Source organism: Streptomyces sp. NPDC028910 (assembly GCF_055564955.1).
The window spans coordinates 83,198-99,788 of record NZ_JBVHVF010000012.1; the positions used below are offsets into that span (position 1 = coordinate 83,198).

12 protein-coding genes are annotated in these 16,591 nt (G+C 73.7%); 9 read left to right on the forward strand and 3 right to left on the reverse strand.

Annotated elements, in window-relative coordinates; genetic code table 11:
* Positions 1 to 10: 10 nt before the first annotated feature.
* Positions 11 to 928 carry an ADP-ribosylglycohydrolase family protein gene (locus ACZ4TV_RS17050; protein WP_468135343.1) on the forward strand — a complete coding sequence of 306 codons (918 nt, stop codon included), beginning with the start codon at positions 11 to 13 and terminating at the stop codon, positions 926 to 928.
* Positions 929 to 1,174: 246 nt separating this feature from the next.
* Positions 1,175 to 2,884, forward strand: a complete 1,710-nt coding sequence (locus tag ACZ4TV_RS17055; protein ID WP_468135345.1) for a DUF4153 domain-containing protein — start codon at positions 1,175 to 1,177, stop codon at positions 2,882 to 2,884.
* A 79-nt stretch (positions 2,885 to 2,963) separates the two neighbouring features.
* On the opposite strand, the gene ACZ4TV_RS17060 is transcribed toward ACZ4TV_RS17055, so the two are convergent.
* The gene (locus ACZ4TV_RS17060) at positions 2,964 to 4,517 is read right to left on the reverse strand and encodes an MFS transporter (protein WP_468135347.1); all 1,554 of its coding nucleotides are present in this window, start codon (positions 4,515 to 4,517) and stop codon (positions 2,964 to 2,966) included.
* Between the two features lie 141 nt (positions 4,518 to 4,658).
* Here ACZ4TV_RS17060 and ACZ4TV_RS17065 point away from each other — a divergent pair, with 141 nt between their 5' ends.
* The 3 genes from ACZ4TV_RS17065 (at position 4,659) to ACZ4TV_RS17075 (ending at position 6,794) form a co-directional block, all read left to right on the forward strand.
* Positions 4,659 to 5,261, forward strand: coding sequence for a TetR/AcrR family transcriptional regulator (locus ACZ4TV_RS17065; protein WP_468135349.1), 603 nt, complete (start codon positions 4,659 to 4,661; stop codon positions 5,259 to 5,261).
* A gap of 115 nt (positions 5,262 to 5,376) precedes the next feature.
* Positions 5,377 to 6,087, forward strand: coding sequence for a ribonuclease HII (locus tag ACZ4TV_RS17070; protein ID WP_468135351.1), 711 nt, complete (start codon positions 5,377 to 5,379; stop codon positions 6,085 to 6,087).
* Between the two features lie 8 nt (positions 6,088 to 6,095).
* Positions 6,096 to 6,794, forward strand: coding sequence for a hypothetical protein (locus ACZ4TV_RS17075; RefSeq protein ID WP_468135353.1), 699 nt, complete (start codon positions 6,096 to 6,098; stop codon positions 6,792 to 6,794).
* A 255-nt stretch (positions 6,795 to 7,049) separates the two neighbouring features.
* Here ACZ4TV_RS17075 and ACZ4TV_RS17080 read toward each other — a convergent pair whose 3' ends face one another.
* Together ACZ4TV_RS17080 and ACZ4TV_RS17085 are read right to left on the reverse strand one after the other, a co-directional pair.
* A complete protein-coding gene (locus tag ACZ4TV_RS17080) occupies positions 7,050 to 7,679 on the reverse strand; it encodes a hypothetical protein (protein WP_468135355.1) in 630 nt (209 codons plus the stop codon).
* Between the two features lie 215 nt (positions 7,680 to 7,894).
* Positions 7,895 to 10,054 (reverse strand): RecQ family ATP-dependent DNA helicase, encoded by a 2,160-nt coding sequence (locus tag ACZ4TV_RS17085; RefSeq protein WP_468135357.1) that lies wholly within the window; start codon positions 10,052 to 10,054, stop codon positions 7,895 to 7,897.
* A gap of 122 nt (positions 10,055 to 10,176) precedes the next feature.
* On the opposite strand from ACZ4TV_RS17085, the gene ACZ4TV_RS17090 reads away from it, so the two are divergent.
* From ACZ4TV_RS17090 to ACZ4TV_RS17105, 4 genes are all read left to right on the forward strand, one after another.
* On the forward strand, positions 10,177 to 11,442 hold the full coding sequence (locus ACZ4TV_RS17090; protein WP_468135359.1) for a DUF4192 domain-containing protein: 1,266 nt from the start codon (positions 10,177 to 10,179) through the stop codon (positions 11,440 to 11,442).
* Positions 11,443 to 11,651: 209 nt separating this feature from the next.
* The gene (locus tag ACZ4TV_RS17095; protein WP_468135361.1) at positions 11,652 to 13,640 is read left to right on the forward strand and encodes a glycogen debranching N-terminal domain-containing protein; all 1,989 of its coding nucleotides are present in this window, start codon (positions 11,652 to 11,654) and stop codon (positions 13,638 to 13,640) included.
* Between the two features lie 125 nt (positions 13,641 to 13,765).
* A complete protein-coding gene (locus ACZ4TV_RS17100; RefSeq protein ID WP_468135363.1) occupies positions 13,766 to 14,512 on the forward strand; it encodes an NUDIX hydrolase in 747 nt (248 codons plus the stop codon).
* A gap of 194 nt (positions 14,513 to 14,706) precedes the next feature.
* Positions 14,707 to 16,488: an ATP-binding cassette domain-containing protein gene (locus ACZ4TV_RS17105; RefSeq protein ID WP_468135365.1), complete on the forward strand. Its 1,782-nt coding sequence runs from the start codon at positions 14,707 to 14,709 to the stop codon at positions 16,486 to 16,488.
* The last annotated feature ends 103 nt before the right edge of the window (positions 16,489 to 16,591 follow it).

The following is a 16,591-nucleotide window of genomic DNA, read 5'->3' on the forward strand; positions in this document are numbered from 1 at the left end:
GTGACCCGCGATGACCCCTGATTCCACTCCCGAGCGGCGCTACGCACGCGCCATGTCCAGCCTGCGCGGGCTGGCGCTGGGTGACGCCCTGGGCTCCCAGTACTTCGTCCCCGTGAACTACCCGCTGCTCAAGCGGCGAGAGCTGCCCTCCGGCACCGAGACCTGGCAGTGGACCGACGACACCGAGATGGCCTGCTCGGTGGTGGCCGTGCTGGCCGAACACGGACGGATCGACCAGGACGCGCTCGCGCGTTCCTTCGCCCACCACCACGACTTCGACCGGGGCTACGGGCCTGCCGTGAACCGGATGCTGCGCCTGATCCGCGAGGGCGAGGACTGGCGCACGCTGGCCGCCGAACTCTTCAACGGGCAGGGCTCGTGGGGCAATGGCGCCGCCATGCGCATCGCGCCGCTGGGCGCCTGGTACGCCGACGACCCCGAGCAGGCCACGCACCAGGCGGAGATCTCCGCCTACACCACCCACCAGCACCGCGAGGCCGTGTGCGGGGCGATGGCCGTCGCCGCGGCGGCGGCGCTGGCCGCGGCCACGGAAGCGCCGCCGAAGGCCTCCGACCTGCTGGACGGGGTGATCGCGCTGGTGCCGCGCAGCGCGGTGGGCGCCGGGCTGCGGCGGGCGCGGGACATGCTGGACTACGGCGACGCGACCACGGTCGCGGCGGTTCTGGGCTGCGGGCGCCGCACGAGCGCCCATGACACCGTGCCCTTCGCCCTCTGGTCGGCGGCGCGTGCGCTGGACGACTACGAGCGGGCGTTCTGGACCACCGCGCAGGTGGGCGGGGACGTCGACACGACCTGCGCGATCGTCGGCGGGGTGCTGGGGGCGCGCGGGGACGCGGTGCTGCCGGCCGCGTGGCTGGCGCGCACCGAGGCACTGCCGGCCTGGCTTCCGAAGACGGCGGCGCGCTAGCGGGTGTTCGGCCGGGGCGCCCGGGTGTCCGGGTGTCCGGGTGTCGGGTGTCGGGGTCGGGGTGTCCGTTGGTTCGTGGCAGCCCTTGAGTCCGTACGTCCGAGGCGGGCGAAATATCCCGTTCCGATTGTCACGGTCCTGCCACAGGGATCTTTTGAGCCTGTTCAAAACTGCATGGCATCGGCCTACGCTGTCGGCTTCGCCTCCCCACCGGAACGACGGGGTGGCCGACAGGGGAGGGAACCGATGTCAGAGAACACCGGCGGGGCGGACGAAGCCCAGTCCAAAGCCGCGGTCAACGCGGAGGCCACAGCCGGGGATTCGCCCGCACGTCCGGACGTGGCCGGGCCAGGACCCGCCGGCGTGGCCGGTCCACCGTCAGGCGTGCCCGCCGACGCCGCCGCGTGGCAGGCCTGGCAGTCGCCGGAGCAGCGTGCACGGGCAACCGCCCGCGCGAAGGCCTCCGCTTCGCCCACGTGGGCCACGCTGGTGCGCCCCGCCGAGGCCGCCCCCGTCCGGACCGCGACCATCGTCGCCGCCCTTCTCGCGGGCCTGGCCTCCGCCCTGCTCCTCGGCGACGGCATGGGTCCCGGCCTGCTGGTCGCGGTGGTGCCCGCCGTCGTCGCCGCGTACGTCGCCGCCCGCACGGCCCGTCGTTCGGCCCGGGCCTGGAGCGTGGTGTGGGCGATCGGCTGCCTCGCCCTCCTCGCCGTACCCGCCCTGCGCGACTCCGCGTGGCCGTCCACCCTCGCGATCCTGTCCGCCGTCCTGCTGGGCGCGCTCGCCCTGCACGGCAGCCGTACCTGGCCCGGCGTCCTGCTCAGCCCGCTCGGCTTCTTCGACGCTGCCGTGTCCGGGGTCGGCTGGGCCTGGGTGGGGCTGAGGTCGCGCGGTGGCGTCAGCAAGGACCGCTGGCTGCCCGTGGCCAAGGCGGCCGGTGTGGCCGTGGCCCTGCTGGTGCTCTTCGGCACGCTGTTCGCCTCCGCCGACGCCGCCTTCGCCGATCTCCTCGGCGGCCTGATGCCCGACGTCTCGATCGGGGACGGGCCCATCCGGTTCCTGCTCTTCCTGCTCGGCACGCTCCTCGCGCTCGCCGCAGCCCGCGCCGCCGCGGCCCCCCTGCGCTGGGACCGGATCAAGGTCGCCCCCGGCAAGCCGCGCTCCCGGGTCGAATGGGCCCTTCCGCTCGTCGTGCTCAACCTGCTCTTCGCAGGCTTCAACGCCGTCCAGCTGGCCGTCCTGTTCGGGGGCTACGACAAGGTCCTGCAGAGCACCGGCCTCACCTACGCCGAATACGCCCGCCAGGGCTTCTGGCAGCTGCTCTGGGCCACACTGCTCACCCTCGCCGTGATCGCTCTCGCCCTGCGCTGGGCTCCGCGCTCCGGAGCCGGCGACCGGCGCTTCGTCCGTGTCGTCCTCGGGGTGCTGTGCGCGCTGACGCTGGTCGTCGTCGCCGCCGCGCTGCGCCGGATGGACCTCTACGTGGACGCGTACGGGCTGACCAGGCTGCGTGTGTCGGTGGCCGCGATGGAGCTGTGGCTCGGGCTGGTCATCGTACTGATCATGGCGGCCGGGGTGTTCGGTGCGCGCTGGCTGCCGCGCGCGGTCGCCGGCAGCGCGGCGGCCGCTGTGCTGGCCTTCGGCCTGCTGTCCCCGGACGGCATGGTCGCCGAGCGGAACGTGGCCCGCTTCGGGACGGACAAGAAGATCGACCTGGCCTACTTCCAGTCGCTGTCGGCGGACGCCGTGCCCGCCCTGGACCGGCTGCCCGAGCCCCAGCGGTCCTGCGCCCTGCGCGGGATCAACGACGAGGTGACCAAGGCCGGAGACGTCCCCTGGTACGCCATGAGCATGGGCGAGTACCGGGCCCGGCAGATCCTGCGCGAGCGTCCGGTGACCGCCTCGTACGAGGTCTGTTCGCGCCTGGGCGCCTTCGGCAGCCGCACCGAGTACTAGCCGGCGCAGAGGGAGTACGTACGAGGGCCCGGGCACGGGGAGCGGTCCCGCGCCCGGGCCCTCGTACGGCAGGCCGTGCTCAGGCGGCCGGACCGCCTTGCGCGGCGGCGCCGGCCAGGGCGTCCACGTCGCTCTTGCGCACGCGGATCACCAGCAGGGCGGTGGCCAGGGCGAGGCCCGCCATCGCCACCGCGGCGATGAAGGCGGTGGAGATGCCCTGGGCGAGGACGAGGTCACCCCACGGGTCGGGCAGCTGCCCGGTCTCCTTGAAGGCGGCCACCCCGTCGGGATCGGCCTGCGCCATGAAGGCCGGGATCTGCTGGTCGGCCTCGGTGCGGCTGGCCGTGCCGAAGACGGTGACCAGGATGGACAGGCCCAGCGAGCCGCCGACCTGCTGGCTGGCGTTGAGCAGCCCGGACGCCGCGCCGGCCTCCTTCGGGGCCACCCCGGAGACGGCGGTGAGGGTGAGGGTCACGAAGTTGAGGCCCATGCCGAAACCGAACAGCAGCATCGGTCCGAGCACCCCGGAGACGTACGAGCTGTCGGTTTGGATGAAGGCCAGCCAGGCGAGCCCGGTTCCGGTGAGCGCGGATCCGATGACCATGAAGGGCTTGGGACCGAAGCGCGGCAGGAAACGCTGCGAGAGACCGGCGGCGGTGACGATGGCGACCGTCACGGGCAGGAAGCCGACCCCGGACTGGATCGGGGAGAAGCCCAGCACGTTCTGCACGAACTGGACGATGAAGAAGAACATGCCGAACATCGCCGCGGCCAGGGCGAGCATGATCACGTAGGTGCCGGTGCGGTTGCGGTCGGCGAACATGCGCAGCGGGATGATCGGCTCGCGGGCGCGCGACTCGACGAGGACGAAGAGCGCGAGCAGGACGAGGGCCGCGGCGAACGAGCCGACGGTCAGGGGGTCGCGCCAGCCCTCCTCCGAGGCGCGGATGAAGCCGTAGACGAGCGAGGCCATGCCGCCGGTGGAGGTGAGGGCTCCGGCGATGTCGAAGCGGCCGGGGTGGCGCTCGGACTCGGTGATGTAGAGCGGGGTGAGGACCGCGATCAGCACGCCGATCGGCACGTTGACGAAGAGGACCCAGCGCCAGTCGAGCCACTCGGTCAGCATGCCGCCGGCGAGCAGGCCGATCGCGCCGCCGCCCGCGGAGACGGCGGCGAACACCCCGAAGGCCCGGTTGCGTTCCGGGCCTTCGGCGAAGGTCGTGGTGATCAGGGCGAGCGAGGTCGGGGAGGCGATCGCGCCGCCGACCCCTTGCAGGGCGCGGGCGGCGAGCAGGTGCCAGGGCTCCTGGGCGAAGCCGCCGAGGAGGGAGGCCAGGGTGAAGAGCAGGATGCCGGCGAGGAACACGCTGCGCCGGCCCAGGATGTCGCCGGCCCGGCCGCCGAGCAGCAGCAGGCCGCCGAAGGTGAGGGTGTAGGCGCTGAGCACCCAGGAGAGGTCGGTGGTGGTGAAGTCCAGGGCGCTCTGGATGTGCGGGAGCGCGATGTTCACGATCGTCGCGTCGAGGACGACCATGAGCTGACATGCGGCGATGACGGCGAGCGCCACTCCGGGGCGCCCCTCCCGGCGGGCCGCCCCCGGTATCCGAGGTGTGGCGAGTTGAGAGCTTGTCACTGAGGATCCCCCCCAAAGTGAAATAGTGAACGTAGTCGTTCACTACGGGCCCACGGTAGGAGTCGAGCCTTAGGGAACACAAGCGTTCACTAAGGCTGAAAATACGTGCGGCGGGCGCGCAAGGCGGTCGGAGGTGGGGAGATGGTCGGTTCGCGCTGGTCGGCGGCGTCGCCGGGGCGCAGGCGCGGTCCCGAACTCGAACGGGCGATTCTCGACGCCGCGTTGGAGCAACTGAGCACGGTCGGCTGGAACGCGCTCACCATGGAGGGTGTCGCGGCCGGCGCGCACACCGGGAAGGCCGCGCTCTACCGGCGCTGGCCGTCCAAGGCGGACCTGGTCGCCCATGCGCTGCGGACCGGTCTGCCACAGATCGGTGAGATTCCCGACCACGGCTCGATCCGCGAGGACCTTTACCTGCTGTGCGTGCGCACCCGGGACGTCATGCATTCACGTACCGGGCAGGCGCTGCGCTCGGTGCTTCACGAATGCGACCACGTGCATACGGACCGGTTCCACGGAGTCATCTGGTCCGGTCTCCACGAGCCGGCCCAGCGGCTGATCAGGGAGCTTGTGCTTCGCGGAATCGAGCGAGGTGACGTGCGGCCGGACGCGACTGGTCCGTTTGTCGTGGATGTCATTCCGGCGATGCTGATGTACCGCGCCAAGGTGTGCGGTAGCGAATGGAAGGATGCGGAGATCGCGGAGTTGATCGACGAGGTGATGGTGCCGCTGCTCAGGGCGTGAGACGTCGCGGGCGCCGCGAGGGACGCGCGGAGCGGGGCACCTGCCGTATCGGAGGCGGGTGCAACCCGGGCGGGGGTGTGCAGTCGGCTCGGGGCGGCGTAACCTTGCTGGCGCCATGCCGTACGAAGCACCCACCCACGCCGTCGAACGCTCCCTCCGTGCAACCACCGGCGCCAAGGTCATCGCCGGGGTCGACGAAGTCGGACGAGGGGCCTGGGCCGGTCCCGTCACCGTGTGTGCGGCGATCACCGGTCTGCGCCGGCCGCCCGCCGGGCTCACCGACTCCAAACTGCTCACACCCAAGCGGCGCGACGCCCTGCTCGACGTCCTGGAGGGCTGGGTCACCGCGTACGCCCTCGGGCACGCCTCGCCCGAGGAGATCGACGAACTGGGGATGACGGCCGCTCTGCGACTCGCGGCAGAGCGCGCCCTGGACGCGCTGCCGGTGCGGCCCGACGCGGTGATCCTCGACGGCAAGCACGACTATCTCGGCTCGCCCTGGCAGGTCCGTACGGTGATCAAGGGCGACCAGTCCTGCATCGCCGTCGCCGCGGCCTCGGTCATCGCCAAGGTGCGCCGCGACCGCATGATGGCCGAACTCGGCGAACCGGGCGGTGGGATCGAGCACTTCGCCTTCGCCGCCAATGCCGGATATCCCTCGCCCGTGCACCGGGCGGCGCTGGAGGAACTGGGGCCAACCCCCTACCACCGGCTGTCGTGGGCGTACCTCGACGCGCTGCCCCGCTGGCGCCACCTCAAGAAGGTGCGCCGCAGCGAGGAATCGATGGAGCTGGAAAACGGAGGCCAACTCGGCTTCGATTTCTGATCGCACCCATGTGCCACCGGCCGGTACGTTTCGTACCGGTGTTTGATAGATATCAACTCACGCCTCTCACACCCGCCATCGAGGAGCCTCAGATTCACGAGAGTGCCCAGGGTCCCCGCGTCACGCCGGCCGCGAGCCGCACCGCGCAGACCCCCCGCCCTGTACCTGGTCCGCGTCCCGCCGCCGTACCGCGGCCCGGTCGCCCCGGTCCCGCCCGGCCCGCACCGCCCGCGCAGCGCGCACCGCAGGCCACCCCCGGACCCGTTCCCGCAGCCCCTGCTGCCGCCGCCTCCACCGCACCGTCCGTCTCCGCGGCGGTGCCGCAGATCCAGCTGATCCCGGCCTCCGCCGAGGGCGCGCTGGACGCGGCCGAAGAGGCCGTCGACCTGCTGCTCGACACCGGGCGCGCGCCCGGTGACATCCTGGTGCTCACCAGCGGCGACCCGCACCCGTGGGCCGCGCACGAGCTGTCCTTCGGCGAGGCCGCGTACTGGGCCCTGCACGACGCCGGGGACGACGTCTTCTACGCGGACGCGGCGCAGGTGCAGCGCGCCGCCGGCCGTCCCGTCGTGGTCTTCGCGGCCAATGGCGGACCGGTCGACACGATCGCGGGCGCCCTGCCGGTCGCGCTCACCCGGGCGGGTGCGCTGCTGATCGTGTGCGGTGACCCGCAGCAGATCAACTCCGTGCTGGGTGCGGGCGTCTGACGCCCTGTACCCCGGCGCGGGCGAGGGGCGGGGCGGGCCTCGTGCCGGCCCCGCTGAAGCCCGTCCGTGATGAGGCCCGAGCTGAAGTCTCAGCTGAAGTCCGAGCTGAAGTCTGAGGTGACGACGGAGCTGAAGCCGGAACTGAAGCCGGAACTGAAGTGCGGGCAGAGGAGCGGGGCCTGATCCGCCGTACGCCCGGTGTCGGGTGTACGGACGTGAGGCCTGCCCGCCGAACCGTGCGCGTCGTACGGGGTTTCAGCGTGCGGCGGTCCGGCGCAGGGCCTCGACCGCGCCTACGCCGGTGTGCAGGGCGAGCGGAGCGAACTCGGCCACGGTGTCGCCAAGGCGCTGCGGCCGCGATTCCGAGCTGGGGCGCCGGCCGCCACGGCCCTCGCCCAGCACCTGCCAGCCGGCGCGGGTCAGCGTGATGTACGCGCCGCAGCGCAGGCCGTGCAGGGTGCAGGCGTCCCGCAGCCCCCACATCCACGCCCCGTCCTCCTGGGTCCACCGCTCGTCGCCCTCGCGGCAGTAGAGCAGTACCGCCGTCCGCACCGGGGTCCGTCGCCGCAGGTCGTGCGGGAGGATCCGGCGCAGCCGGGACAGCAGGGCGTTGCGGTACTCCCAGCCGTCGGCCGACGTCGACCGCTGCACGAAGGAGGCGCTCGCCACGAGCCGCTCCTCAGGGCCGAGGACGGCTATCACCGCTGTCGAGGGCACGGGGCTGTGCCGGGAGTGCAGTCCGCTGACGACCTCGCGCGGATTGCGGAGCAGGGGAATGCCCGCAGCCGTCCATTCCGCTGGTTCCAGCAGCCTGCCGTGCCGGCTGGCCCCGCCGGTGGCCGTTGTCAGGGACGTGGTCGAGGGCGGCGCGAATCCGAAGGTCACGGTCCTCCCTTCGGGTGCACGCCCGCGGACGGGCACGGCTGGAGTCTGGGCGCGCCGCAGCGCGGCCCAGGAGAGTGCCGAGGAGCCGAGCGGGAGCACTCCAATTCTCGCGTGGCTTCTGAGCATGCGGCAACGAGCAATTGAGGCCGCCGACCGGAATTCCCCGGTATGCCGTTCATATCCTTGCCCCGCCACGCCGAGGATGACGCATTCGGCTATCCCTGGAGCGCCAGCACCAGCGGGAACACCCCCTTCGCGCCCGCCCGGCGCAGCAGCCGGGCCGTCACCGCGAGGGTCCACCCGCTCTCCGCGCGGTCGTCCACGAGGAGCACCGGGCCCGCGGCCTCCGCCAGCGCGGCGGCCAGCTCCGGGGGCACGGTCAGGGACTGGTGGAGCTGCCGCACCCGCTGGGCGCTGTTCGAGGTCGCCGGCCCGAACTCCGGAGCCTGGGCCGTATACGCGACCGTGCCGAGCAGGGGCATGCGCCCGACCTCGGCGATCCGCGCGGCCAGTGAACCGACCAACTGGGGTCGGCTGCGCGAAGGCAGGGCGACCACGCCCACCGGCCGGGCCGGTGCGCCCGGCGCCCCGGAGGCCCATCCGCCGGGACCCCGGGCCCAGTCGGCGAGTACCGCGACCACGGCCTGCGCTACGTCATCCGGAACCGGTTGGTCCGGACTCTGCGGGGCGAGCATCGGGCGCAGCCGGTTGCCCCAGCCGATGTCGGACAGCCGGCCCAGGGCCCGGCCCGTCGAGGCCTGTTCCCCGGCGGGGATGCGGCCCTTGAGGTCGACGCCGACCGCCGCGAGCCCGGTCGGCCACATCTTGCGGGGCTCCAGCTCCACGCCCGGGCGGCCGAGCTCGCCGCGCGCGGTGTCGAGCGCGGTGGCGGAGACCTCCACGGTGAACCGGGCCCCGGCGCAGTTGTCACAGCGGCCGCAGGGCGCGGCCTCCTCGTCGTCGAGCTGGCGGCGCAGGAACTCCATCCGGCATTCCGTGGTCGCCGCGTAGTCGCGCATGGCCTGCTGCTCGGCGGCCCGCTGGCGGGCCACCCAGGCATAACGCTCGGCGTCGTAGGCCCACGGCTCGCCCGTGGAGGTCCAGCCACCCTTGACGCGGTGCACGGCGCCGTCCACGTCGAGGACCTTGAGCATGGTCTCCAACCGGGTGCGGCGCAGATCGACCAGCGGCTCGATGGCGGGCAGCGACAGCGGCCGTCCGGCCTGGGCCAGGACGTCGAGGGTGCGCCGCACCTGCTCCTCCGGGGGGAAGGCCACCGAGGCGAAGTACTGCCAGATCGCCTCGTCCTCCCGGCCGGGGAGCAGCAGGACCTCCGCGTGCTCCACACCACGGCCGGCGCGGCCGACCTGCTGGTAGTAGGCGATGGGGGACGAAGGTGAGCCCAGGTGCACCACGAAGCCCAGGTCGGGCTTGTCGAAGCCCATCCCGAGGGCGGAGGTGGCCACCAGCGCCTTGACCCGGTTCGCCTGGAGGTCGTCCTCGGCCTGCTGGCGGTCCGCGTTCTCCGTCCTGCCGGTGTACGAGGCCACCGTGTGCCCGCGGTGGCGCAGGTACGCGGTGACCTCCTCGGCCGCCGCCACCGTCAGCGTGTAGATGATCCCGGAGCCGGGCAGCTCGCCGAGGTGGTCGGCGAGCCAGGCCAGCCGGTGCGCCGCGTCGGGCAGGGTCAGGACCGCCAGGCTGAGGCTCTCGCGGTCCAGCGGGCCCCGCAGCACCAGTGCGTCCGTGCCGGCTCCGGTGCCCAGCTGTTCGGCGACGTCGGCGGTCACGCGGGCGTTGGCCGTGGCGGTCGTGGCGAGGACCGGGACACCGGGCGGAAGGTCGGCCAGCATCGTGCGCAGGCGGCGATAGTCGGGGCGGAAGTCGTGTCCCCAGTCGGAGATGCAGTGGGCCTCGTCCACCACGAGCAGGCCGGTCGCGGCGGAGAGCTTGGGGAGGACCTGATCGCGGAAGTCGGGATTGTTGAGCCGCTCGGGGCTCACCAGTAGGACGTCGACCTCACCCGCCGCGACCTCCGCCTGGATCCCCTCCCACTCCTCGGGATTGGCGGAATTGATGGTGCGGGCGTGGATCCCGGCCCGGGCCGCCGCTTCGACCTGATTGCGCATCAGAGCGAGGAGCGGGGAGACGATCACAGTGGGGCCGGCGCCGCTCGCCCGCAGGAGCGAGGTGGCGACGAAGTACACCGCGGACTTGCCCCAGCCCGTGCGCTGCACCACCAGCGCCCGCCGCTTGTGCGCGACGAGTGCCTCGATCGCCCGCCACTGGTCCTCCCGCAGCCGAGCGGTCCCCGTGGGGTCGCCCACGAGACGGGCTAGTACGGAGTCGGCCGAGGACCTCAGGTCTGGGTTCATGCCCCCATGCAACCTGATGCCTGTGACATCGCGCCAATGGCGCTCGGCGCCTGTGGATATTGAAGCGTCAACAGTTATCCACAGGGCTTTCCGGATCGGATCATGCACGGGACCTTCGTGACATGACGAACAACCACGAATCACGCACCCCGTCCGACCGGCCCTCCATCAACCCGGCCGGAGCCGGCACCGGACCCCAGATCACCCTGCGCAGCCCGGCCGAACTGGCCGACGCGCTGCCCTACATGCTCGGCTTCCACCCGACCGACTCCCTCGTCATGGTCGCCGTGCACGGAGAAGGCGGGCGCTTCGGCGGCCGTCTCCGCGTCGGCATCCCCACCACGCCCGCGGAATGGGAGGACACCGCCCGCCAGGTCGCGGACTGCCTGATCCGGGGCAGCGAGCGGCGCGGCGAAAAGCCCGACGGCATCGTCGTCTACCTCTGCCAGGAACCGCGCGGAGAGGAGAGCGGTCAGCGGGTGATGACCCGGCTACGGCCACTCGCCCAACGGATCCGGCTGGCCTGCGGCGCACTGGACGTGCCCGTACTGGAAGCCCTGTGCCTCTCCGCCGGCCGATTCTGGTCCTACGTGTGCCCCGACGAGCGGTGCTGCCCGGCCGAGGGCAGTCGGCTGGCCGCGGTCGGCACCTCGGTGATGGCCGCGGCGGCGACGTTCGCCGGGCTCCAGGTCCGCGGCTCCCTCAAGGAGATCGAGGGCAGGCTGGCACCGCTGCGCGGGGCCGTGGCCGACGAGGCGGAAAGGGCCCTGGACCGGGCCGCCGCCGCCCTCATGCCGAGGATCCTCGACGGGGCCACCCGGGAGGAGGTCGGTGCCGAGACCATCACCCTGGCGCAGGCCTTGATGCGGCGCATGACCCTGGCCCCGCCCCTCGAAGGCGGTTCCCACGCCGACGACTGGGACGACGCGCTGCTCGGCCACGACGAGGCCGCCTCTCTGATCCTCGGCCTCCAGGACCGCGAGATCCGGGACATCGCGGCCGAGTGGATGGAGGACGAGGAGGCGGCCCCCGCCCTGCGGCTGTGGCGGGCCCTCGCCCGCCGCTGCGTCGGGGCCTACGGGGAGCACGCCGCGGCCCCCCTCACCCTCGCCGGCTGGGTCTCCTGGTCCACCGGTGACGAACCGACCGCCCGGATCGCCTTCGGTCTGGCCCTGCGGGCGGACGCCGAGTACCGCTTCGCCCAGCTGCTCCACCACGCGTGCAACGAGGGAATCGACCCCGAGGGGCTCCGGCAGTGCCTGCGCGAGGAGCGGCGCCGCCGCGAGCCCTGCAGGGGCCGCTCCGCGGCCGGTACGCGTCCCCCCGGCCGCAAGGGCCGGACGGCGACCCGTCGCGGGTCCCGCCGCACGGCGGGGAGTGAGCAGTGAACGCGCGCCGGCCCTCGCGCGGTGGTCCGATGCGCCTGCTCCCGAGCGTTTTGGTCCCGAACCCGCGGCGCGGGCTTCGTCCCGGGCTCGCCCGGTCGGCGCCCGGGCCCGTGACCCGGGCGGGGGTGGGGGCGTTCAGCTGGGGGGTGGTGGGGGTCCGGCCACGCCGCCGCCCAGCTCAACCGACCGGAGCGCAGACAAGGCGACACATGTCTCACCCCGCACCTCCCCGCCCACCCGGCGTGCCCGCCGCCCGCAGGCCCGAACTGCCGCCCGTGCACGGCGCCGTCATCTGCGTCGCCGCGCCCTGTCTGGTCATCTCGCCGGAGCACGGCCAGCTGACCGGGCGGGGGATCGACGGGATCTACCGGTCCGGGCGCCGGCTGCTCTCCCGCTGCGTGCTGCGCGTCGGCGGCCGGGACCCGGTCGCCGTCCAGGGACGCAGCCTCGGCGCCGACCGGGCCGCCTTCACGGCGACGGTGCGCACCGGGGCCGAGCCCGGCCCCGACCCGGACATCGGCGTGGAACGGGTCCGGCACGCGGACGGCACCGAGCGGATCACCCTGCGCAGCTTCTCCGCCCGGCCGGTACGCCTCCCCGTGGAGGTACTGCTCGGCACCGACCTGGCCGAGCTGGCCGCCGTCGCCGCCGGCCGGGCCGGGCCGGAGCTGCCCGCCGGAGTGCACGCGGCCGGGCTGCGCTGGAGCACCGGCGAGGCGCAGGCCGTCACCGCCGCCGAGCCGCCGCCGGACGACGCGCTGGCCTCGGCGGGGCTGCTGCGCTGGCAACTCGAGCTGGGCCCCGGGGAATCCCGCACCATCGAGCTGCGGACCACGCAGGACCGGGTGGTGCGGGCCTGCGCCGGGCAGGTGGCCAACCCGCTGGCCGATGCCCGGGCGGAAGGGGACGACCCGAGAGCCGAGGCATGGTTCCGGACCAGCCTCGAAGACCTGGGCGCACTGCTCCTGAGGGACCCCGAGGAGCCGGGCGACGCCTTCGCGGGAGCGGGCGTGCCATGGCGGCTGGGACTGGCCCCGGCGGAGTCGATCTGGGCCGCCCGGATGGCGCTGCCGCTCGGCACCGGGCTCGCGGCGGCCACCTTGCGCGTCCTGGCCCGGGCCCAGACCGGCGGACGCGGGGCCGACGCCGGAAAGATCCCGGGGCCGCTGCGCGGAGCGGGCCCGCAGCTTCCGCCCGGGTGCACGGGCACGGAGGCGACCCTGGCCTTCCCCGCGGTCCTCGCCGAAGCCCGGCTCTGGGGCATGCCGGAAGAGGAGGTGGCCCGACTGCTCCCGGCCGCCGAGCGGTGCCTCGACTGGCTGCGCGGCGCTCTGGGGGAGGACGGCTTCCTGGCCGATCCCGACCCGGGTCCGCGGCGCTGCGAGACCCAGGCCCACGCCCACCGGGCCGCCGTGCTCGGCGCGGACCTCCTCGACGCGGGCGGGCGGCCCGGCGCCGAGGAGTGGCGGGAGTGGGCGGCCGCGTTGCGGGAGCGCTTCCGGACCGGGTTCTGGATCGACGGGCCGGACGGCGGCCGGCCCGCTTCGGCCCTGCATCCCGACGGACGGCCACTGCCGCGGTTGACGGGGGCTGCCGCCCACCTGCTCGACACCGGATTGCTCGGTGGTGGCCGGCTCGCACCAGGGCTCCTGGACCGGGCCCGCGCCGAGCAGCTGGCCCGGCTGCTCGGAGCCCCCGCCATGGATTCCGGATGGGGCCTGCGGAGCATGGCCGCCCGGGAGCCGGGGTACAACCCGTACGGCCACCGCTCGGGCGCGGTGCGGGCGTACGAGAGCGCCGTGGCCGTGGCGGGCCTGGCCCAGGCAGGCTTCGACAAGGAGGCCGCGGGCTTGATCAGAGGGCTGCTGGACGCGGCGGAGACCTTCGGGTACCGGCTGCCGGAGATGTTCGCGGCCGAGCAGCGCACCGCCGCCAGCGCCCCCGTCCCGCATCCGGCGGCCTGCCGTCCGGCCGCCGTGGCCGCGGCCGCAGGGGTCCACGTCCTGACCGCCCTCGCCGGGATCCGCCCCGACGCCCCCGCGGGCACGGTCGCCCTCGTCCCCCTGCCCGGCGCGCCCCTCGGCGCTCTCCGGCTCTCCGGCCTGCGCGTGTCGGGGGAGCCCTTCGCCGTCCGGATCAGCCGGCTCGGCCTCGGCATGGTGGAGGAGGCAGCCGATGCGCTCCAATTGGGAGGCTAGTGCTGTGACCGCCTTGCCGATCAAACCGGACAGCCGGAACGACCAGGGACGCTCAGCCTCCGGAACCGTGTCTTCAAGGTCACCAAAGCGCTGTTTATCGTCAGGCAGACGACTATGATCGCGTCATGTCGCCCTACGACCCGTCGGCCTATCCGCCCTTTGCCGTCACCGTCGACCTGGTCGTGCTCACCGTGCGGCGCCACGCGCTCTGCGCGCTGGTCGTCCGCCGGGGTGAGCAGCCGTTCCAGGGACGCTGGGCGCTGCCCGGCGGATTCGTCCGCGGGGACGAGGACCTGGCGGCGGCCGCCGCCAGGGAGCTCTCCGAGGAGACCGGCCTGTGCGCGCACGACCCCGGCCTGCCCGGCGCGGGCAACGGAGCGCACCTCGAACAGCTGGCCACCTACGGCGATCCGAAACGGGATCCGCGGATGCGGGTCGTCAGCGTGGCGCATCTGGTGCTGGCTCCGGACCTGCCGGCTCCGCGCGCCGGGGGCGATGCCAACAGCGCGCGCTGGGCCCCCGTCGACGAGCTGCTGGCCGCCACCGACGAGGCCTCCACGGGGCTCGCCTTCGACCATGCCCGGATCCTCGCCGACGGTGTGGAGCGGGCCCGCTCGAAGATCGAGTACTCCTCGCTGGCCACTGCCTTCTGCCCGCCCGAGTTCACCGTCGGCGAGCTGCGCCGGGTGTACGAGGCCGTCTGGGGTGTGGCCCTCGACCCGCGCAACTTCCACCGCAAGGTCACCGGAACCCCCGGGTTCCTGGTGCCGGCCGGAGGGACGACGACCCGTCAGGGCGGGCGGCCGGCCCAGCTGTTCCGCGCGGGTGGGGCCACCCTCCTCAACCCGCCGATGCTGCGCCCAGAAGTCTGACACCGCGACATGCGCGCCGAGAGCGGGGCGCTTAACGGCGCCGGGCCGGGGCCCGAGCCCGCCATCCGTACCGAGCCTGACGGCGATATCGACATTCCATCGGACCGGTTGCGCCGAAAATCGGACATATCGCGTTATCTTGCTTGCGGTATTCACCCTGCCGCAGAGCGGTCTCACCCCCCGCGAGAGAAGCGATGCTCCAGGCCATCGGACTCACCAGCAACCCCCGCCCCGACGCCCCGCCCCTCGTGGACGACCTCACATTCGAGGCCCGCCCGGGGAGCGTGACCGCCCTGCTCGGCGAGCCGGGATCGGGCAAGACCACCGCGCTGCGGCTCATGCTCGAACTCGAACCGGGCCGCGGCGTCACCTACTTCCGCGGCCGCCCGCTGCACCGGATCCCCCACCCCGGCCGTGAGGTCGGCGTGCTGCTCGGCGACGTTCCCGGCCATCCCGCGCGGACCGTCCGTAACCAGCTGCGGATGCTCTGCGCCGCCGCCGGCGTGCCGGCCTCCCGGGCCGACACGATGCTGGAGGTCGTCGGCATCGCGGGCTTGCGGGACCAGCGGCTCGGCTCGCTCTCGCTCGGCATGGAACGCCGGGTCGCCCTGGCCTCGGCGCTGCTCGCCGATCCGTGCACCCTGCTGCTGGACGAGCCCGCCGCCGGACTCTCCCCCCGCGAACGCGGCTGGCTGCACGGGTTGCTGCGCGGCCACGCCTCCCTGGGCGGAGCGGTGCTCTTCACCACCGCCGACGCCAAGGAGGCGGCCCGTAGCGCCGATCGGGTCGTCAGCATCGCGGCGGGCCGGCTCGTCGCCGACCAGGACGCCGCCGAGTTCGCCCGGACCCGGCTGCGCCCGCGGGTCGCGGTGCGCACCCCGCACGCGGCCCGGCTGGCCGACGTACTGGGCCGGGAGGCCCGGGCCGCCCAGCGTTCGGTGGAGATCGTCGCGGAGAGTGGCAGTCGCCTGTCGGTGTACGGCAGCAACTGCGCCGAGGTCGGCGAGGCGGCGTTCCGGCACGGCGTGCTGGTCCACCAGCTCGCCGACGAGACGGGTGACGCCGGCGCACCGGCGGCGCCGGTCCCGCATGCCCGCGCCGCGTCCGGGACGCCCCCGGAGTCCGGCGAGGCCATCGCCGAGACCTCCGGAGGCTTCGCCCGGCACGCCCGCTACCGGCGACCCGCCTCGGCCGTGCGCCGCGTCGGGGGGCCGCTGCGGCCGCTGCGCTACGAGTTGCTCCGGGTCTTCGGCACCGCCACCCCCGTCCTCACCGCCGTCCTCGTCGTCGCGGTCTCCGTCCTCACCGCCCTGGTGCTGGCCCGGGCCGGGCACACCCCGCAGAGCCGGATGCTCGCCGCCTGGCCGGAGCTGCTGCCGCTGCCGCCCGCCGCCCTGGGCGCCGGACTGCTCGGCGCGCTGGCCTTCGGCGAGGAGTACCGCTACCCCGCACTCGCCGCCGACCGTGGCACCGTGCCCCGCCGGATGGGGCTGCTCACCGCCAAGCTCGGCATCTGCGCCGTCCTCGCCCTGCTGCTGGGCGCCCTGGCCGTGACGGCCGACGCCGCCGCCCTGGCGCTCGTCTTCGACAGCGGGCCGCTGCGCACCCCGGCGCAGTGGCTGTCCCCGGCGGCGAGCTGGGCCGGACTGCTCATCGGCTGCGCCTGGGCCGGCGTACTGGCCTCCGGTGTCTTCCGGTCCGCCACCGCGGGCCTGGCCGCGGTGCTCGCGGTACCGGTGATGGTGGTTCCGCTGGTGCGCAAGGCTCTGGAGGGCTCGTCCGCGTACCCGATGACCGGGCTCGGACCGCGCCTGCGGGGCCTGAGCTGGGTGCAGTGGCCGCCGGAGGCGGACCGCCTGCTCGTAGGGGCCCTACGGGTGATGGCTCAACCCGTCGGGACGGCATTGGTGTTGTCGCTGATGGTCCTGTTGTGCGCCTATGGGTTCACCGGACTGCGCAGCCGGGTCCGTTGGTGATCATTCCGGTGCCGTAGAAGTCATGGACGGGACCGTTGCGGTCCGTGTCGCGTCAAGCGGACCGCAACTCCCCGCAAAAGGCCCGGTTCTTTACGATAAGTCG